Below are 18,639 nucleotides of genomic sequence, written 5' to 3' on the forward strand. Positions count from 1 at the left end.
GAGACTCCCGTTTCCGCGCTCTATATGACCCATGGGTCATAATTGCAACGGCTGGTTCGGCGGGCGCCGGCTGGACCCATGGGCGGATTGCGGCTTAAAGAAATGGCCTGACGCGCAGGTCATCTTCCTGCGCCGGAACAGGGAGTAGCGGGTGACCCTGCCCTACCTCGACATCGAAGTGATCCGCTTCCCGACGTATCTCACGGCGATGGCGGACGAGATCCGGAAGAGCCGCAGCGGCGAGCGCTCGCGCCTGCGGCTGCTGGCCGCGGCGGCCCGGCTGCTGGAGACCATCCACTACCGCGACCTGCTGGTCGAGCAGGTGTGCCAGGAGGCCGGCGTCGCCAAGGGCACCTTCTACATCTACTTCAAGAGCAAGGACGAGTTCCTGCGCGAGCTGGCCAGGCGCTATGTGAGCTTCGAGGTGCAGACCTATCCGCGCCTCTCCTCGAAGAGCACGCCTTTCACGAACACCCGCCGATGGGTCTACTGGTACGAAAAGACCTTCGCGGCCAACGTCGGCGTGATGAAGTGCATGGTTCAGATGGGCACGCAGGACGAAGAGATGCGCCAGATCTGGCACGAGCGGAACGGGCGGCTCGTCGACCGCTCGCTTATCGGCTGGATGAAGACCCGCCCCGACTCCGACCCCAAGCTGGAACGGTTCATCCTGCGGACGGCGGGCACGATGATGGATCAGAGCCTCTTCGAGCGTTACGGCGTCCAGACAGGGCAGGGCGTGGAGGATCCGCATGATCCCGAGTTCATCGTCGACCTGCACGCGTTTATGAACTTCCGAGCCATGTACGGGCACAATCCGCCGGCCGAGGAGTTTTCGGCGGACAGCCCCTTCCGAAAGTTGATCGAACAGGACGCCGCCGCCTGATCCTTGCAAACGTGACCCGCAAGTCATAAAAGGAATCCAGCGGAGGGCTGGAGTCCATGCGGGTTGTTACGGACAGGCTGAGGTTTCCCGAAGGCCCGATCGCCCTACCCGACGGCAGCGTCGTGGTGGTGGAGATCGAGGGCCGTGCCCTGACTCGCGTTCGCCCGGACGGCCGGTTGGAGATCATCGCCGAACTGGAGGGCGGGCCGAACGGCGCCGCCATGGGCCCGGATGGCTGGTGCTACGTCTGCAACAGCGGTGGGTGGATCTACACGAGCGAAGCCAACGGCTGGCGCCGGCCGCTCCGCCAGTCCGACCACAATGGCTGGATCGAGCGGGTGCATCTGGCCACCGGCCGGGTGGAGCGGCTCTACGACCGTTGCGGCGACATCGCCCTGCAGTCGCCGAACGACATCGTGTTCGACCGGTCGGGCGGGTTCTACTTCACCGACCACGGCAAGCGCCGCCCCCGGGAATGGGGGATCACCAGCGTCTTCTACGCCGCCCCCGATGGCGGCCGGATCGTGGAGGCCGTGCGTGGCCTGGTGACGCCGAACGGCGTGGGCCTGTCCGCCGACGAAAAGACGCTGTACGTCGCCGAGACGATCCCGCGCCGCATCTGGGCCTTCGACCTCGAGGCGCCGGGCGTGATCCGCGAGGAGCCGTGGCCGTCGTCGTGCGGCGGGCGGCTCGTGGCTGGCCTGCCCGATAACAACTACCTGGACTCGCTGGCGCTCGACGCCGACGGCGCCATCGTCGTGGCCTCGTTCAACCGCTGCGGCGTCTGGACGGTCTCGCCGGACGGGGCGCGGCGGGAATTCCTCGCCATCGACGACTTCTACGCCACCAACGTGGCCTTCGGCGGCGAGGGCCTGCGCACGGCCTTCGTCACCCTCTCCTCGACGGGCCGCCTGGTCGCCATCGACTGGCCGCGGGCCGGACAGCCCGTGAACTTCGTCAACACCATGCCGGCTCCCCGGGGGGCCTGAGAAAGGAAAGCGACCTGTGTTCCCCGATCCGAAGTCGAAGTCCGCCGACCTGTTCGCCCGAGCGGCCGCGGTGATGCCCGGCGCCAACACGCGCCACATGATCACCTTCGGGCCCTACATCGTCTACGGCGAGCGCGGGGAGGGCTGCCGGCTCACCGACGTGGACGGCGAGGTCTATCTGGATTGGGTCAACAACTTCTCGACCCAGATCCACGGCTACGGCTTCCCGCCGATCCTGGAGGCCGTGCGGGCGCAGGTCGAGAAGATGATCTGCTGCATCCTGCCCAGCGAACCTGAGGTGGAGCTGGCCGAACTCCTCGTGGAGCGGATTCCCGGGGTCGAGCAGGTGCGCTTCACCAACTCCGGCACCGAGGCGATGATGGTAGCGATCAAGGGCGCGCGCGGCGTGACCGGGCGCAGCATGATCGCCAAGGCCGAGGGCGGCTATCACGGCCAGTACGACCTAGTGGAGGCCAGCTTCCTGCCCACGCCCGACAACTGGGGCCCCGAGGATCGGCCGGCGGCGCCGCCGTTCGCGCGCGGGACGCCGCAAAGCCTTCTCGACCAGGTGGTGGTCTATCCCTTCAACGACACCGAGCGGACGCTGGCGCTGCTGGAGGCGCACGCGCACGAACTGGCCTGCGTGGTGATCGATCCGATCCCGGCCCGCCTGGGCTTTTCGCCGGCGCGCGTCGACTATCTGCAGGCGCTCCGCGACTTCTGCACCCGCCACGGCGTGATCCTCATCTTCGACGAGGTGTTCTGCAACCGGGCCGGCTTCCACGGGGCGCAGGGACGGCTGGGCGTCACGCCAGACCTGACCGTCATGGGCAAGATCATCGGCGGCGGCTTCCCGATCGGCGCCGTCGGCGGCCGGCGCGAGGCGATGAGCGCCTTCGACAACCTCGCCGGCCCGCTCAAGGTGAGCCACAGCGGCACCTTCACCGCCAATCCGGTCTCGATGGTCGCGGGGCTCGCCTCGATGCGCCACCTGAAGCCGGAGGTGTTCGAGCGGCTGGAGCGGCAGGGCCAGCGCCTGCGGGCGGGGATCACGGGCAAGGTGGACGCGCTGGGCCTGGACATGCGCGCCAACGGCCTGGCCTCCATGACCAGCCTGCAGTTCTTCCGGGAGCCGGCGTCGAGCTACCGGGAATTCCATCGCAAGTCGGGCGAGGGCTATCTGCAGAGGATGCAGCAGCTGCACCGGCTGATGCTGCAGGAAGGCGTGCTGATGGCCACGCGCGGCATGATGATCGGCTCCACGCCGATGACCGACGCCGACATCGACGAGACCGTGGAGCGGACCGGCCGGGCGCTCGCGCGCTTCGCCGAAGTCCCGGCCGCGGCCTGAGCGGACGGAGGGCGCGATGGAACAGGAAACGGCTTCCGAGGGCGCGCCGCTGGAGGGCGTGAAGATCCTCGATCTGACCGCGGTCGTCTCGGGACCCTTCGCCACCATGTGGCTCGCCGACCAGGGCGCCGAGGTCATCAAGGTCGAGCCGCCCCATGGCGGCGAGCAGGGGCGGTACGTGGGCGCCGGCTACCTCGGCTACAGCGCGCTCTTCGCCACCTGCAACCGCAACAAGCGCTCCCTCGCCGTCGACCTGCGCGATCCGAAGGGGCTGGCGGCGGTGCTCCGCCTCGCGCGGGCGGCCGATGTCGTCATCGAGAACTTCCGGCCCGGCGTCGCCGATCGCCTGGGGCTGGGGTACGAGGCCCTCGCCGCCGAGAACCCGCGGCTGATCTACGCCTCGATCACCGGCTTCGGCCCGACGGGCCCCTATGCCGGGCGCAGGACCTACGACTCCATCATCCAGGCGATGAGCGGGATCGCCGACGCCCAGGCCCACGGCAGCCATCCGCCGGCGCTCACCTACACGATCATCTGCGACAAGGTGGCGGGGCTCTCGGCGGCCCAGGCGATCTCCGCGGCGCTCTATGCGCGCAGCCGGACGGGCGCCGGCCGGCGCATCTCCGTCTCGATGCTGGAGTCGAGCCTGGCCTTCAACTGGCCCGACCTGATGTGGAACCACGCGTTCACGTCCGAGGGCGCGCCGAAGGGCCTCGCCCTGACCGACACCTATCGCCTCTGGACGACGGCCGACGGCCACGTGGCGGTGGTCTTCATCTCCGGGCGGGCCTTCGACGAATGGTGTCGCGCGCTGGAGGCGCCCCCCGAGATCGCCGGCGAGACGTTCGCCACCGAGGCGGAAAGCCGGCTGCGCTGGCGCGAGCTGTGGCCGTTCTGGGAGTCGCGGATCGCCAGCTACAGCACCGCCGAGGTGGTTGAGCGGTTCCTGGCGAACGGCGTGCCCTGCGGTCCGGTGCTGGCGCGTGCGAGGCTGCACGAGGACCCGCAGGTGGTCCATTGCGACGCCGTGCGGGAAGTGCCGCATCCCGCGCGCGGCGGCTTGCGCGTCGCCCGGCCCGGCGCCCGCTTCTCGGGCTGGGAGCCCGGGCTGCCGACCCCGGCTCCCGAGATCGGCGAACACTCGCGGCAGGCCCTGGCCGAGGCCGGGCTGGACGACGCCGAGATCGAGGCCCTGATCGCCGCCGGGGCGGTGAGGGTCTCCGAGGCCTGATGCCGCGCGGCCGCGCTCGAGCGTCTGTGGCCAGTTCGCAATACAAATATGACTTTCAGGTCATAGCGTCTTCACACAGCGCCTTTTTGGGCCGACAACAGTTGTCACATGACCGATGGGTCATATAATGGCGTCGTGATGCAGGACATTCAGCGTCGTTCGGATTCCGGCCAGACGGCCGCCAAGGCGGATCTCGGCCTCAACGGGGCCGACTCGCTGATGTCGGCGCTCGTGGCGTCTGGGGTCACGGTCTGCTTCGCCAATCCCGGCACGAGCGAGATGCAGTTCGTGGCCGCGCTGGATCGCGCCAGCGACATGCGCGCCGTGCTCTGCCTCTTCGAGGGCGTCGCCACCGGCGCCGCCGACGGCTATGCGCGCATGGCGGGGCGGCCGGCCGCGACCCTGCTGCACCTGGGCCCCGGCTACCTGAACGGGGGCGCCAACCTCCACAACGCGCGCCGGGCGCGCAGCCCCGTCGTCAACGTGGTGGGCGATCACGCCACCTACCACCGGAAGTACGACGCGCCGCTGTCCAGCGACATCGCGGGCCTGGCGGGTCCGAACTCGAAGTGGGTGGTCTCGGCGGACGCGCCCTCGGACGTCGGCCCGCTGGCCGCCAAAGCGGTGGCGCGGGCGTCGGCCAAGCCGCGCGGGCCCGTGTCGCTGATCCTGCCGGCGGATGCGGCCTGGGGTCGGGTCGGGCCGGAATCGCTGAGCCCCGGCGTCCCGGCCGATTCACCGCCTGCGGTCGAACCCGGGCGGATCGTCGCCCTCGCCGACAGGGTCCGCGCCGCGAAGGCGCCCGTCGTCCTGCTGGGCGGTGAGGCGTGCGGCGATCGCGCGCTGGCGTCGGCCTCGCGCCTCGCCCAGGCTGGCGTCGCGGTGTTCACCGAGAGCTTCGTGTCGCGCCAGCGGCGGGGCAGAGGGGTCTTCGCGCCCACGCGTCTCGCCTACTTCGCCGAGTCCGCCATGGAGCAACTGGCGGCATGCGACCTGCTGCTGACGGTGGAGGCGCAGGCCCCGGTGGCGTTCTTCGCCTATCCAGGACGGTCCAGCGAGCTGCTTCCCGGCGGATGTCCGGTCGAGGCGCTGGCGACCGCGGCCATGGACGGGGCCGCTGCGCTGGAGATGCTGGCCGACGTGCTCGGCGCGCCCGCCCCTATGGCCGGGGCGCTCCCGCCCGAGCCCGAGCCGGCGCAGGGCGAACTCAACGCGCACGTGGCCGCCCGCGCCATCGCCCGCCTGCTGCCGGCCGATGCGATCGTCAGCGACGACGCCGTCACGGCCAGCCAGCCGATCTTCGACGCGACACGCGGGGCCGCGCCCCACGACTGGCTCATGCTGACGGGCGGCGCGATCGGCCAGGGACTGCCGGCGGCGATCGGCGCGGCGGTGGCGTGCCCCGACCGCAAGGTGGTGTCCCTGAACGGCGACGGGGCGGCGATGTACACCGTCCAGGCGCTCTGGACGATCGCGCGGGAACGGCTCGACGTCGTGGTCGTGGTCTTCGCCAACAGCGCCTACCGCATCCTCAATGTGGAGTTCTCGCGCACGGGGTCCGGCGACCGGCCCGGCCCGGCCGCGTCGCAGCTCCTCAACCTGGCGGACCCGCTGATCGACTGGGTCTCGCTGAGCGAGAGCCTCGGGGTTCCGGCGGAGCGTTGCCTCACCGGCGAGGCGTTCGAGGCGGCGTTCGCACGGGCGTGCGAGCGTCCGGGCCCGGCCTTCATCGAAGCGGTGACCGGAGGCGAAGGCCGAAGGCGATACGCCGGGGACGCGGCGCGATGACCGCCGCCGCCCCAACGGTCGAGGCCGACGACGATCATGGCCTGTTGCGCGAGAGCGTCCGGCGGCTCTGCGCGGCCTTCCCCGACGAGTACTGGTCGTCCTGCGACGAACGCCACGAGTTCCCGTGGGCCTTCTATGAAGCCCTCGCGAAGGGCGGGTGGCTGGGGATCGCCATCCCGGAGCGCTACGGCGGCTCCGGCCAGGGCATCACGGAAGCCTCCATCCTGCTCGAGGAGATCGCCGCCTCGGGGGCCGCGATGAACGGCGCCAGCGCGGCGCACATGTCGATCTTCGGCATGCATCCGATCGTGAAGTTCGGCTCGGAATCGCTGCGCGCGCGCTTCCTTCCCCGGGTCGCCAGCGGCGACCTGCACGTGGCCTTCGGCGTGACCGAACCCGACGCCGGCAGCGAGACCACGCGCATCTCGACCTTCGCCCATCGGGTCGCGGGGGGCTACCGCGTTCGGGGCCGCAAGGTGTGGACTTCGAAGGCGCTCGAAAGCGAACGCGTGCTCCTGCTCGTGCGCACCACGCCGCGCGAGGACTGCCGGCGGCGCACCGACGGCCTGACCCTGCTATTCGCCGAGCTGAGGCGTCCCGAGGTGACGATCTCGCCGATCCCGAAGGCGGGGCGCAACGCCGTGGCCAGCTGCGAGGTGGTCTACGACGACCTGTTCGTGGCGGAGGAGGATCGGGTCGGCGAGGAGGGCGGGGGCTTCAAGCTGCTGCTGGCCGGGCTGAACGCCGAACGCATCCTGGTCGCGGCGGAGGCGTTGGGCATCGGCCGGGCGGCGCTGCGCCGGGCCACCACCTATGCGCGCGAGCGCGTCGTTTTCGGCCGCCCGATCGGCCAGAACCAGGGCCTGGCCTTTCCGCTGGCGCTCGCCAAGGTGCGGCTGGACGCCGCCGAGCTGATGGTGCGCCGCGCCTCCGCGCTGCTCGACGCGGGCCTGCCGTGCGGCTCCGAGGCCAACATGGCGAAATATCTCGCCGCCGACGCGGGCTACCAGGCCGCCGACGCGGCCATCCAGGCGCACGGCGGTTTCGGCTATGCCCGCGAGTATCACGTCGAGCGCTACTGGCGCGAAGCGCGGGTGATGCGTCTCGCGCCAGTCAGCCAGGAGATGGTCCTGAACTATGTGGCGGAACACGACCTGCGCTTGCCGCGGTCGTACTGAGGGCCGGGCCGATGACAGATGAGCGGCCGACGGGGGCGAGGGCGATGATGGGCCAGGACAGCCGCGACGCGTCGCCGGGACGACCTCAGCTCGTGGCCTGGAGCCTGGGGTCGATCATCGGCACCATGATGCTCCTGCCGCTCAATGCGCTGATCCCGGCCTTCTACGCCAAGAACACCGCCGTCACCCTGACGGAGGTGGGCCTCGTCTTCCTCATCGCCCGGCTCTACGACGCGGTGGCCGATCCGGCGATCGGATACCTGTCCGACCGGACGACCAGCCCGCTGGGGCGGCGCAAGCCCTGGATCCTGGCCGGCGCGACGCTCACCTGCGTCGCGGGATGGCTGATGTTCAACCCGACGTCTTCGGCCTCGATGGCCTATCTGATGGCGGTCTCGCTGCTTTTCTACACCGCGTATTCGATGCTCACCGTGCCCCTGACCGCCTGGGGCGCCGAGCTCACCAGCAGCTATGAGCAGAGGTCGTTCCTCTCCGGGCTTCTGACCTTCACGGGCGTGGTCGGGCTGCTGCTGTTCATGGGGCTGCCGGTCCTCCTCTCGTCGCCGCTTCTGCCGCTGTTCCCCACCGCCGAGATCACGCCGCCGATGCTGAAGCTGCTGGGCTGGCTGGTCATCATCGGCGCGCCTCTCTGCACCCTGCCGGCGGTGATCTTCACCCCTCGCGGGCATGAGACGCCGGCCTCGGAGAAGGTGGAGCTGCGCGACCTCTGGCCCTCGATACGGGTCAACCCGCCCTTCTGGTGGTTCGTCGGCGCCTATCTGATGAGCAGCCTCGGCTACGGCGTCTACTACGCCACGACCTACATGTTCCTGGACTCGTACCTGGGCCTCGCGGACCGCTTCCCCCTGATCTACTCGATCGCCGCGGTCGCCCAGATCGTCACCATCCCGCTGTGGACCCGCCTAAGCCAGCGGTTCGAGCGCCACCACATCTGGGCGCTGGGGATCGCGGTGTTCGGGCTGGTGCTGCCGATCCGCCTCCTGCTGCCGGCGGGCGCCGACGGCTTCTGGCCCCTGGTCGCCCTCACCCTGGTGGGCAGTGCGTTCAACGCCGCCTCGCAGGTGCCGCAGATGGCGGTGCTGGCCGACTGCGTGGACTACGCCGCCGCCCGCACGGGCAAGAGCCTGGCCGGAAGCTACTACGCCGCCCAGCAGTTCCTGCTGAAGGCCAGCCTGGCCGGCGGCGGCGCGGCCGCGTTCCTGGCGCTGCAGGTGCTGGGCTACCAGCCGAAGGAGCAGACCCATACGGCGGCCAGCCTCTCCGGCCTGGCCTGGGTGCATACGGCCGGGCCGCTCTGCCTGTTCCTGGCCTGCGCCGTCATCCTCTGGGGCTTTCCCCTCAACCGTCGTCGCCAGGCGGAACTGCGCGCAGCGTCGCCCGCCGCCGAAACCCATCCCGCCTGACAGGAGCCCGCCCACATGCCTCGGATCGCCGAATACGGGAGCTGGGAAACCCCCTGGACGCCGGAACGGGTCGCCGCCAGCTCCTTCTTCCCCCAGTACTGGGTGACGCAGCTCGAGGTGGATAGCGACGGCGCGGTCTACGCCTGCACGCGCCGCGGCGAAGGCGGAGGCCGCGCCGAGGTCCTGCGGCTTGACGGCCAGGGCGGCGGGGAAAGCCTCACGCCGCCGCCGTTCAACGTGCGCACCCAGATCGTCGAGTACGGCGGCGCCGCGTTCGCCGTGTGCGACGGCGTCCTGTTCTTCATCCACGCCGACCAGCGCTGGCGCCGCCGCGATCCCGATGGGACGATCCGGCCGATCACGGCGGAGGGCGCCGTGCGCTACGGCGCGCCGCAGGTGGATCGCGCGCGCCGGCGGCTGATCTGCGTGCGGGAGGACCATCGGGCCGGCGGCGAACCCGTGAACGCGATCGTGGCCATCGCCATGGACGGCGACGAGTTCGGGGAGGTGCTGGTCGAGGGCGACGACTTCTACGCCTGGCCGGCGCTGAGCCCCGATGGGGCCCAGCTCGCCTGGACGGCCTGGAACCATCCGCACGTGCCCTGGGACGTCACCTCGCTCTCGTGCGCGAAGCTCGACGCCGCGGGCCGGGTGGCCTCGGTCGCCACGGTGGCTCCGGAGGACGCCGAGGTGGCCTGCGACGCGCAGTTCGGCCCCGACGGGACGCTCTATTTCGTCTCCGACCGGAGCGACTGGTGGAACTACTATCGCTGGGACGGCGCGGCGGCCTGGCCGGTGGCGCCCATGGCCATCGAGTTCGCGCGCCCCTTCTGGAACATGGGCACCAGCGACTACCGCGTGCTCGACGACGGCCGGCTCTTCGGCGTCCACAACCGCGACGGGATCAACCACCTCGGCTTCGTCGATCCCGCCACGGGCGCGCTCGAACGCCTGGACCTTCCCTACTCCTACTATGCGCGGCTGCAGGTCCACGCCGGCAAGGCCTTCGTGCTGGCCGCCTCGGCGGTGCGGCCGGCGGAGGTGATCGAGATCGATCTCGCCACCGGCGCGACGCGGTCGCTCTTGAGGATGCCGGCGCCCGAGGATGCGGAAGGCTACATCTCGGCCCCGCGGCACATCACCTTCCCCTCGGCGCACGGGCGGACGGGCTACGGCTTCCTCTACCTGCCGGCCAACCGCGACTTCGCGGCGCCCGCCGGGACCCGCCCGCCGCTCCTCGTCACCAGCCACGGCGGCCCGACCGGCTGCACCAACACCTGCTTCAATCCCGCGATCCAGTTCTGGACCAGCCGGGGCTATGCGGTCTTCGACATCAACTACGCCGGGAGCACCGGGTACGGCCGGCCCTTCCGCGACCTGTTGAAGGGCGGCTGGGGCGTCGTCGACGTGGAGGACCACGCGGCCGCGGCCCTGCACCTGGCGCGCGAGGGCCTGGTCGACGGCGCGCGGCTGGGCGTGCGCGGGTGGAGCGCGGGGGGCTACAACACCTTCGCATGCCTGGCGTTCGCCGACGTCTTCCACGCCGGCTGCGCCTACTTCGGCATCAGCGACGTCGCCGTCTGGGCCGCCGAGACCCACAAGCTGGAATCCCGCTATCCGGACTATCTGGTCGGGCCCCGGGAGACCTCGGCGGAGCTGTGGAAGGCGCGCTCGCCGCTGCATCACGCCGACCGCATCCGCGCGCCCCTGCTGATGCTGCAGGGCGACCGCGACAAGATCACGCCGCCCAACCAGTCCGAGCGGATCCTGGAGAACCTGAAGCGCCGGGGCGTTCCGGTCGGCTACATCCTCTTCGAGGGGGAGGGCCACGGCTTCCGCAAGTCGGAGACGAACCTCGCGTCGCTGCAGGCCGAGCTCGCGTTCTTCTCCCGGATCTTCGGCGTGACGCCGCCCGAGCGGCTGCCGCCGATCCCGCTCCTGAACGCCGAAGCAATCGAGGCGGCGGCGACATGATCGCGCCGAAACGGACGGCCGCCATCGCATCGGACCTGGGAGCGGCGTTCCGTGAGGCGGTCGAGGCCGACCTGGCAGACCTCTGGCGGAAACACGCCGCCGAGGCCGGATGGCCCGGCGCCACGGTGCGCGTCTCCCTCGGCCAGGGCGAGTGCTTCGTCTGGTCGGCAGGCCGCGCGCGGCAGGACGCCGATCGGCCCATGGATCCAGAGACCGGCTTCCACGTCGCCTCGGTGGGGAAGATGTTCACGGCGGTCCTGATGCTTCAGCTCGCCGAAGCGGGCCGGCTGGGCCCGCGCGGCCTCAATGCGCCGCTCTCGTCCTTCGTCGAGATGGAGGACATCGCCGCCGTTGCGCCGGTCGTGCGGGACGAACCCATCACGATCCGGCAGATGCTCAACCATTCATCGGGCCTGCGCGACGCCTTCAACGACGACGGGGCGCTGCTCGCGACGGAGAATGGCGGGCGGCCCGCGCCCGGCTCGCTGGGCGCCCACCTCCGCCGCGCCCTGACGCCGGATCCGGAAACCGGCCGCGGGTGGCCGGCGTGGGACCCGAACCGGCCGGGCGAAGCCACGGCCGGGGTGCTCAACTGGTTCATCTGGGGCGGACGCGCCGCGGAGGCTCTGGCCCATCGGCCCGGCGCCCGCTTCCACTACAGCGATACGGCCTACATGCTGCTCGCCCTGCTGGCCGAGCGCCTGGCCGGCCGGAGCTACGAAGTCCTTTGCCGGGAGCGGATCTTCGCGCCTCTCGGGATGCAGGACACCTATCTGGCCTATGGCGACCTGGCCCCCGAGGGGTGGCGTTCCCGGGTCGCCGACTTCTCCTATGCGGGGCGTGCGGTGTTCAGCGAGGGCCTGGACGCCTCCTGGGACTGGGGCGGCGGCGGCCAGATCAGCACGACGGCCGACCTCGACACATTCCTCCGGGCGCTCCTTTCGGGACGCCTGTTCGAGCGTCCGCGAACGGGGCGCGGCATGACGCGGTGGACCCGGCCCCCGAACCTTCCGCCCGGATGCACCGGGATGGGCCTCGGGGTTCGCCGCCTGCGCAGCGACAGAAGGGTCGATCTCGTGGGCCACGCCGGAGCCTGGAGCGTCCAGGCCTTCTACGTCCCGGAATTCGACGCGACGATCACGGGCTCGTTCAACCTGCCGATGGGCCTGGACGAACGGCTTCGCACCTGGGTCCTGGCGGTCGCCGACCGTCTTCCCCTGCTGGCGCAGCGGGATCCGGACTGGGTGAGCTTTCCCTACTGAGGTTCCCCGGGACGCTTGACGAAACGAATTGCCAAGATGACCCGTAGGTCATATAAAGGTCATATCAGTGGGCAAGGGCCAACTGTTCGACGCCGGGACTCGCGTCGGGATCATTCGTCTCTACTGAGAGAAACTTAGGGGTGTGGCCGTTTCGGCCTCTCGCGGGGATAGTAGCTCTTCTATATGACCGATGGGTCATAATCGAACAACGCAAAGGGGACGTGCATGGGTAAGTTCAGGGTATGGGCCATGACGGGGGTCGCCAGCTGCTCGCTGCTGAGCGCCGCGCCGGCCCTGGCTGCGGACGCCGCCAAGTCGGAGGGATCGCAGCTCGAGGAAGTGATCGTCACCGCCACCAAGCGCGAGTCCAACCTTCAGCAGGTGCCGGTCGCCGTCGCGGCCATCAGCGCCGAGCAGTTGGTCAAGCAGCAGGCGGTGACGCTTCGCGACCTCCAGTACTCGATCCCGAACCTGGTGTTCGCCGGCCAGTCCACGAACCGCCGGCCGGACATCACCCTGCGCGGCATCTCCAGCGCCACCCGGGCGCCGGGGTACGAAGGCAGCATCGGGTTCTTCGTCGACGGCGTCTATCTGCCGTTCCCGGCGCAGTGGAACAACCCGGTCCTCGATGTCGAGCGCGTGGAGGTGCTGTACGGCCCGCAGGACACGCTGTTCGGCAAGAACACCATCTCCGGCGCGATCAGCATCACGACGAAACGGCCGACGTTCGACTTCGGCGGTTCGGTCAACGCCGAGCTCGGCAACTACGCCTTCCACATGGCGCGCGGCTCGATCAACGTCCCGCTGGGCGACAAGGCCGCCGTGCGGCTGACCGCCTTCGGTTCGGAACGCGACGGCTACATCACCAACGTGTTCAACGGCCACAAGTACGGCGACTCCAAGCAGGCCGGCGCGCGCCTGCAGGCCCGCGTGAAGCCGGTGGACAACCTGGACATCAATTTCAGCGCGAGCATCTACGACGAGCACGGCGCCGAGGTGCAGTCGGAGCGGGTCGGCGGGCAGTTCTCCACGAACGATCCGCGGAAGGTGAACCTCAACATCGATCCCAAAACGTCGCGTCAGCTCTACGACTCCACGCTGACCATCGACCTCGACCTCGGCGACGCTGGCACGCTCACCTCCATCACCGGCTACAACGCCCTGCGCGCCTGGTACCGCATGGATGAGGACGCGAACCCCGTGGACCTCTGGTTCACCAACATCGCCGACCACAGCAACGCGTTCTCGCAGGAGCTGCGGTACACCTCGCCGACCGGCGGGCCGATCGACTACGTCGCCGGGCTCTACTACCAGCACACCTTCTGGGCCCAGTCGGGCACGCTGGAGACCCTGCCCGGGGACCCGAACAGCGATCCGGGCGGCATCAGCTCGCTGCCGAACGCCAGCCTCACGCCGCGCGACTACGGCGAGCGCAATTCGCGCCGGGTCAGCGGCAACACCTACGCCGGCTTCGGCGACGTGCGGTGGCATGCGAGCGAGGCTCTGACGGTCCACGCGGGCCTGCGCCTCAGCTTCGACACCAAGGACCTGAACTACCCCGGCCAGAACGTCTTCGGCGCCGGCTTCCTCAACCTCTGCAAGCTCGGCCGGGCCTCGGGCGGGACGACCTGCCTGATCCCCGGCGGCGCCTATCCCCAGATCGCCCCGTTCTCGGACTACCTGAGCAAGAGCGCGCTGACCGGGACGGTGGGGATCGACTACCGCATCGCGCCCGACGCCATGATCTATGCCAAGGTCAGCAACGGACAGAAGGGCGGCGGCTGGAACACCGGGACCCAGCGCACGACGCAACCGCCGCGCTTCGGGCCCGAGAAGGTCACGGCCTACGAAATGGGGCTGAAGTCGGAATGGTTCGACCGCCGGCTGCGGCTCAACGCCGACGTCTTCTACGAGGACTACAAGGACAAGCAGGAGACGATCTTCATCTCCATCACCGAGGGCTTCCGGATCGACAACGCCGCCAGCGCCACCATCAAGGGCGTGGAGGCGACGGCCAATCTGAAGCTGGGCGACTTCCGGTTTGACAGCGGCTTCGGCTACGTCGACGCGACCTACGACGACTTCGCCTGCACCGCGACGCTCAACTGCAAGGGCCAGCGGCTGGTGTTCGTCCCGAAGGTCACGGCCAACGCCGCGGCGGAATGGACCCACGAGTTCGACGGGCTCGGCAACCTCTCGCTGCGGGTCGAGGGGACCCGCCGCAGCAAGCTGTACCTCGGCGTCCCCAACGCCGATCCCTCGTCGGTGCCGGGCGTGACCCTGTGGAACGCGCGCGCGTCGCTGCAGCTCGCCGACGGCCAGACCGAGATCTACGTGTTCGGCAAGAATCTGGCCGACAAGACCTACATCATCTCGCAGGTTCCGGGCGACCCCTCCAGCCCGAGCCGCGGGGCGACCTTCTCCCGCCTGTACGGTCCGCCGCGCTTCGTCGGCGTGGGCGTGCGCCGCGAGTTCTAGTCGGGGCGAGGAGAGGCGACTTCGGCGGCCCGAAAGGGCCGCCGTTTTCGTTTGGGGCGACAGGATGTGGCCGCTGGCGAGGGCCGGGCTACGGCGAGGTCAGCCCGCCGTCTCGCGGGACCAGATCGCCAGGCCGGCGATGAAGCGCTCCAGCGTGGCGCGGCAGTTGGTCAGCCAGGCGCGGCGCCACGCCGGGTCCGTCGGATAGTAGAAGCTGCGGAAGACCCGTGAGTTCTCCCGGGCCCCGGGAGAGCGCGGGTCGCCGTACATGTGGTCGTGCATTTCAAGCCACATGGCCTCCCGGAAGCCGTCGCCGAAGTCGACGGTTCCCGCCTCGATCGTCGCCGCGGTGAAGGTGGCGCCGGGCACGACCTCGCCCTGCGCCGAATAGCTGGGCCGCGGTATGATGAGGTCGGTGTCGTGCGCCTCCGCGCCGAACAAGAGCCGGACCCGGGACTGGGACGCCTCGTCGCCGCCCACGATGACGTAGGCCTCCCCGTAGGCGCCCACGCCGGTATGGATGTCGATGAACAGCAGGTTGCGCGCCGCGCCGGCGCACAGATCCAGGATTTCCGCCAGCACCTTCGTCGACCAGGCGGCGCCGCGACCGTTGTAGCAGATGCTCTTCGGCCGGTCGGACTGCCCCTTCTTGAGCGAGGCCATCAGCCGCTCCAGGCCATGCTCGTCCACGAAGGCCTTGCGCGCGCGGGCGATCTCCTCCGAGGCCTGGGATTCGCGCAGGTGGGGGAGGTCGATGGCGTCGTCGAAGGCCACGAAGAGCGGATCGTGCGGCGTGATCTCGTCGACGTAGAAGAGGTTCTTCATCAGGTCGACGTTGTCCTCGTTGACGTACCGCGACCAGGCCGCGCCATACGGGTTGAGGATGTGGACGAGCACCAGCTTCATGTCGTCCGGCGTCGACAGCGGCGCCTCGATCAGGCTGGTCAGGATCGCGCCGCAGGCCAGCGCCTCGGTTCCGTGCACCCCGCTGTTCAGGACGACGACGTTGGGGGCGTCGGGACGCCCGAGCTCCACGACGAGCGTGTCCAGGGCCTCGCCCTGCGGCCCCTTGTGCGGGTTCGTCCACGTCCGCACCGCCAGCCCGTGGCGGGCGGCGGCGGCGCGGAACCGTTCGCTGGCGGCCGCATAGGTGTCGTCGAACACGTCCTCGGACAGCGCGGGTCGAAACTCGTCCATTGTTCTCGATTCCGTTGGCGTGAGATCCGGCGGGCGCACCCAACTTCCCAGATGACCTTCAAGTCATAAGATTTGCGGAATCCGCGGGCAAGCGCCAGAATGCAAATATGACCTACAAGTCACATATCATGAAGGCGCCGGTCGCAGCCAATCCGGCCCGCGGTCGCGCCGCCCCGGCGCGCCGGGACCTACCCGGAGCTCCAGAATGCCGCTGATCCAGGTCTCGTTGCGCGAAGGCCGGTCGCCGGAGGATCTGCGGCGCCTGGGCGCCCGGTTGACCGAGGCGGCGGCCGAGACCCTCGGCGTCCCGCCGGAAAGCGTCCGCGTCCTGATCAGCGAGGTGCCGGGCGACCTCTGGTTCGTCGGCGGGCGGCCGATCGGCGCCCCGCGACCCGACGGCGGCTGAACCCGGCGCGCTGAGCGCGCCTCCGGAATGGCGCGCATGGCCGATTGACGCCCGGTCGCCGGCCAGACAATATGACCCATAAGTCATGTTGAGAAGACGTCCAAGCCTCGCGCCGCGGCTGCTGCTCGCCGCCCTGATCGCCCCGATGCTCCTGGCGGCGAAGAAGGTCGACAACGCCGTCCTGCAGCAGATCGACACGGCCTACGACGCCGCGGTCGCCGATCCCCGCTTCGAACCGGGGACGGGGCCCAGGCTATGCCAGGACGAAGGCCACCACGATTTCCACACCAGCGAGGGACGGTTCGCCGGCTTCGCCGCGCTGATGAGGGCGGATGGATACAGGGTGGCGCCCCTGACGGGCCGGCTGAGCGCGCGCACGCTCCGGCAGTGCGACGTGCTCGTGATCGCCAACGCCCAGCCCAGCGACGCGGCGTGGGAGGACTATCCCAAGCCGACGCCGTCGGCCTTCGCGCCCGAGGAGGTGACGGCCACGCGGGGCTGGGTGGAGCAGGGCGGCGCGCTGCTGCTGATCGCCGATCACATGCCGCTGGCCGGCGCCGCCTCCGCCATGGCCGGGGCCTTCGGCTTCCATTTCACCGACGGCTTCGCGATCCCGAAGGCGCGGGTCCACGACGACGGCCGCATCACCATCGGGATGCCCGACGTCTTCCGGGCGACGGACGGCGGCCTCGCCGCCCATGAGATCACCGACGGGCGGATCGGGGGGCGGGTCTCGCAGGTGGCGACCTTCATCGGCCAGGCGTTCTGGGCCGATCCGGGCGCGGAGCCGCTGCTGGTGTTCCCCGAGGGCTCGGTGGTGCTGTTCCCCGCCAAGCCCTGGAGCTTCGACGCTACGACGCCGCGGATGCCAGCCGGCGGCTGGCTTCAGGGCGCCACGCGGCGCGTGGGCGCGGGCCGTGTCGCGGCCTTCGGCGAGGCGGCGATGTTCACGGCCCAGATCGCGAGCAACAAGAAGAAGATGGGGCTGAATGCGCCGGGCGCGGAGGAGAACGCGCGCTTCACGCGCAATCTCATGGCCTGGCTCTCGGGCGTCCGCGACGGGTCGCCGGACTCCGCGACGCACGATCCCTAGCCGCAGGGCGCCGATCACCAAGTTAGGAAGAGACGATGAAGTTCTACATTTCGGCCGACATCGAAGGCGTCGGCGGCATCGCGCATTTCGACAGCGGCACGCCCGGCAACTTCGACTACGGCGAAGCCAGGCTCTGGATGACCAACGAGGTGATCGCCGCCGCCGAGGGCGCGCACGCGGCCGGCTGCGACGAGGTGGTGGTGTCGGACTCCCACCTGTTCGGCCGAAACATCATGGTCGACCGGCTGCCTGACTATGTGCGGCTCACCCGCTGCTGGCCCCGCCCGCTGCTGATGATGGACGGCGTCGACGAGCCCGACGTGATCGGCGCCGCCTTCATCGGCTACCATGTGGGCGCCGCATCCCCCCGCGGACTGTGCCCGCACACGGTGGCCGGCGGGCATTTCACCGACGTGAAGATCAACGGCGAGTCGGTCTCCGAAACCCACATCAGCGCGCTGGCCGCCGGGGAAGCCGGCGTGCCCGTGCTCCTCGCGACGGGCGACGATGCCTACGTCGAGCATGCGCGCGAGGTGCTGGGCGACATCGAGACGGTGGCGACCAAGACCGCGATCAGTCACACGGCCGCCAACACCCTGACGCCCAGCGTGTGCTGCGACCTGATCCGCGAGGCGACCCGGCGCGCCGTGGAGCGCCGCGCCGAGGCGAAGCTCTACACCCGCGACTGGCCCGTCGACTTCGACCTGCTCCTGAAGGGGAACCGGATGGCGGAGCTGCTCTCGATGCTGCCGAACTTCGAGCGCGTGAACGGCTACACGGTCAGGGCGCGGCCGAAGACGGCCCGCGAGCTCAACGGCCTGCTGACGTTCTTCTATCAGATGATCTCGCTGAAGTAGGACGCCGCCGGGCGCGCTCGGCGCGCCCGGCCTCACACGATCATCGTCAGCGGGTCGTCGATCAGGCCTTTGAAGGCCGCGAGCCAGCGGGCGCCGGTGGCGCCGTCCACGACCCGATGATCGCAGGTGAGCGTGACGCTCATCACCGTGGCCACGGCGAGGTCGTTCCCGCGGACCACGGGACGTTTCTCGCCGGCGCCGACCGACAGGATCGCCCCCTGCGGCTCGTTGATGATCGAGGCGAAGTTCCTGATCCCGAACATGCCGAGGTTGGAGACCGAGAAGGTGCCGCCCTGGAATTCCTCGGGCTTCAGCTTCTTGTTGCGCGCCCGCTCGGCGAGGTCCTTGGCCTCCTGGGCGATCTGGGCCAGGCCCTTGGTCTCGGCCGCCCGGATGATCGGGGTGATCAGACCGCCCGGCACCGCCACCGCCATGGCGATGTCGGCGTGGTGGTGCATCGCGATGCCGTCCGGCGTGTAGGAGGCGTTGGCCTCGGGCACGCGCTTGAGCGCCACGGCGGCGGCC

The 18,639-nt window shown here is 69.9% G+C and carries 15 protein-coding genes; 13 read left to right on the forward strand and 2 right to left on the reverse strand.

The annotated features are described in order from the left end of the window. Positions 1-151 precede the first annotated feature (151 nt). The 10 genes from GC203_RS08135 (at position 152) to GC203_RS08180 (ending at position 14,561) form a co-directional block, all read left to right on the forward strand. Entirely contained in the window at positions 152-886 is a 735-nt protein-coding gene (locus GC203_RS08135; RefSeq protein ID WP_293453163.1) for a TetR/AcrR family transcriptional regulator, read from the forward strand. A 56-nt stretch (positions 887-942) separates the two neighbouring features. Further along, positions 943-1,875 carry an SMP-30/gluconolactonase/LRE family protein gene (locus tag GC203_RS08140; RefSeq protein ID WP_293453165.1) on the forward strand — a complete coding sequence of 311 codons (933 nt, stop codon included), beginning with the start codon at positions 943-945 and terminating at the stop codon, positions 1,873-1,875. 16 nt (positions 1,876-1,891) lie between these two features. Next, complete coding sequence (locus tag GC203_RS08145) at positions 1,892-3,226, forward strand: aspartate aminotransferase family protein (protein ID WP_293453167.1); 1,335 nt, start codon at positions 1,892-1,894, stop codon at positions 3,224-3,226. A gap of 16 nt (positions 3,227-3,242) precedes the next feature. Further along, positions 3,243-4,457, forward strand: a complete 1,215-nt coding sequence (locus GC203_RS08150; protein WP_293453169.1) for a CoA transferase — start codon at positions 3,243-3,245, stop codon at positions 4,455-4,457. Between the two features lie 138 nt (positions 4,458-4,595). Continuing rightward, entirely contained in the window at positions 4,596-6,245 is a 1,650-nt protein-coding gene (locus GC203_RS08155) for an acetolactate synthase large subunit (protein WP_293453170.1), read from the forward strand. Next, positions 6,242-7,423 carry an acyl-CoA dehydrogenase family protein gene (locus GC203_RS08160; RefSeq protein WP_293453171.1) on the forward strand — a complete coding sequence of 394 codons (1,182 nt, stop codon included), beginning with the start codon at positions 6,242-6,244 and terminating at the stop codon, positions 7,421-7,423. The genes GC203_RS08155 and GC203_RS08160 overlap by 4 nt, the downstream gene beginning before the upstream one ends. 11 nt (positions 7,424-7,434) lie before the next feature. Further along, positions 7,435-8,847, forward strand: a complete 1,413-nt coding sequence (locus tag GC203_RS08165; protein WP_293453172.1) for an MFS transporter — start codon at positions 7,435-7,437, stop codon at positions 8,845-8,847. A 15-nt stretch (positions 8,848-8,862) separates the two neighbouring features. Then, positions 8,863-10,821, forward strand: coding sequence for a prolyl oligopeptidase family serine peptidase (locus GC203_RS08170; RefSeq protein WP_293453174.1), 1,959 nt, complete (start codon positions 8,863-8,865; stop codon positions 10,819-10,821). Continuing rightward, on the forward strand, positions 10,818-12,083 hold the full coding sequence (locus GC203_RS08175; protein WP_293453175.1) for a serine hydrolase domain-containing protein: 1,266 nt from the start codon (positions 10,818-10,820) through the stop codon (positions 12,081-12,083). Before GC203_RS08170 ends, GC203_RS08175 begins: the two co-directional genes overlap by 4 nt. A gap of 225 nt (positions 12,084-12,308) precedes the next feature. Continuing rightward, the gene (locus GC203_RS08180; RefSeq protein WP_293453177.1) at positions 12,309-14,561 is read left to right on the forward strand and encodes a TonB-dependent receptor; all 2,253 of its coding nucleotides are present in this window, start codon (positions 12,309-12,311) and stop codon (positions 14,559-14,561) included. 99 nt (positions 14,562-14,660) lie between these two features. On the opposite strand, the gene GC203_RS08185 is transcribed toward GC203_RS08180, so the two are convergent. Beyond that, positions 14,661-15,758 carry a DUF2817 domain-containing protein gene (locus GC203_RS08185; RefSeq protein ID WP_293453178.1) on the reverse strand — a complete coding sequence of 366 codons (1,098 nt, stop codon included), beginning with the start codon at positions 15,756-15,758 and terminating at the stop codon, positions 14,661-14,663. A gap of 79 nt (positions 15,759-15,837) precedes the next feature. Here GC203_RS08185 and GC203_RS08190 point away from each other — a divergent pair, with 79 nt between their 5' ends. From GC203_RS08190 to GC203_RS08200, 3 genes are all read left to right on the forward strand, one after another. After that, on the forward strand, positions 15,838-16,164 hold the full coding sequence (locus GC203_RS08190) for a 4-oxalocrotonate tautomerase family protein (protein ID WP_293453202.1): 327 nt from the start codon (positions 15,838-15,840) through the stop codon (positions 16,162-16,164). Positions 16,165-16,249: 85 nt separating this feature from the next. Continuing rightward, positions 16,250-17,257: a DUF4350 domain-containing protein gene (locus tag GC203_RS08195; protein WP_293453180.1), complete on the forward strand. Its 1,008-nt coding sequence runs from the start codon at positions 16,250-16,252 to the stop codon at positions 17,255-17,257. Positions 17,258-17,292: 35 nt separating this feature from the next. Then, positions 17,293-18,114 (forward strand): M55 family metallopeptidase, encoded by an 822-nt coding sequence (locus GC203_RS08200; RefSeq protein ID WP_293453182.1) that lies wholly within the window; start codon positions 17,293-17,295, stop codon positions 18,112-18,114. A 32-nt stretch (positions 18,115-18,146) separates the two neighbouring features. Here the strand turns inward: GC203_RS08200 and GC203_RS08205 are convergent. Continuing rightward, positions 18,147-18,639: 2-oxo acid dehydrogenase subunit E2 (locus GC203_RS08205; RefSeq protein ID WP_293453184.1), on the reverse strand; the 493-nt coding region annotated here is incomplete at its 5' end.

Source organism: Phenylobacterium sp. (genome assembly GCF_016124325.1).
Classification (GTDB): Bacteria; Pseudomonadota; Alphaproteobacteria; order Caulobacterales; family Caulobacteraceae; genus Phenylobacterium.

Excerpts from the sequence above, each read along its gene's own strand:
- GC203_RS08195 (WP_293453180.1), top strand. The coding sequence starts at position 16,250 with ATGTTGAGAAGACGTCCAAGCCTCGCGCCGCGGCTGCTGCTCGCCGCC.
- GC203_RS08170 (WP_293453174.1), top strand. The coding sequence starts at position 8,863 with ATGCCTCGGATCGCCGAATACGGGAGCTGGGAAACCCCCTGGACGCCG.
- GC203_RS08185 (WP_293453178.1), bottom strand. The coding sequence starts at position 15,758 with ATGGACGAGTTTCGACCCGCGCTGTCCGAGGACGTGTTCGACGACACC.
- GC203_RS08180 (WP_293453177.1), top strand. The coding sequence starts at position 12,309 with ATGGGTAAGTTCAGGGTATGGGCCATGACGGGGGTCGCCAGCTGCTCG.
- GC203_RS08175 (WP_293453175.1), top strand. The coding sequence starts at position 10,818 with ATGATCGCGCCGAAACGGACGGCCGCCATCGCATCGGACCTGGGAGCG.
- GC203_RS08165 (WP_293453172.1), top strand. The coding sequence starts at position 7,435 with ATGACAGATGAGCGGCCGACGGGGGCGAGGGCGATGATGGGCCAGGAC.
- GC203_RS08140 (WP_293453165.1), top strand. The coding sequence starts at position 943 with ATGCGGGTTGTTACGGACAGGCTGAGGTTTCCCGAAGGCCCGATCGCC.
- GC203_RS08160 (WP_293453171.1), top strand. The coding sequence starts at position 6,242 with ATGACCGCCGCCGCCCCAACGGTCGAGGCCGACGACGATCATGGCCTG.
- GC203_RS08200 (WP_293453182.1), top strand. The coding sequence starts at position 17,293 with ATGAAGTTCTACATTTCGGCCGACATCGAAGGCGTCGGCGGCATCGCG.
- GC203_RS08150 (WP_293453169.1), top strand. The coding sequence starts at position 3,243 with ATGGAACAGGAAACGGCTTCCGAGGGCGCGCCGCTGGAGGGCGTGAAG.
- GC203_RS08155 (WP_293453170.1), top strand. The coding sequence starts at position 4,596 with ATGCAGGACATTCAGCGTCGTTCGGATTCCGGCCAGACGGCCGCCAAG.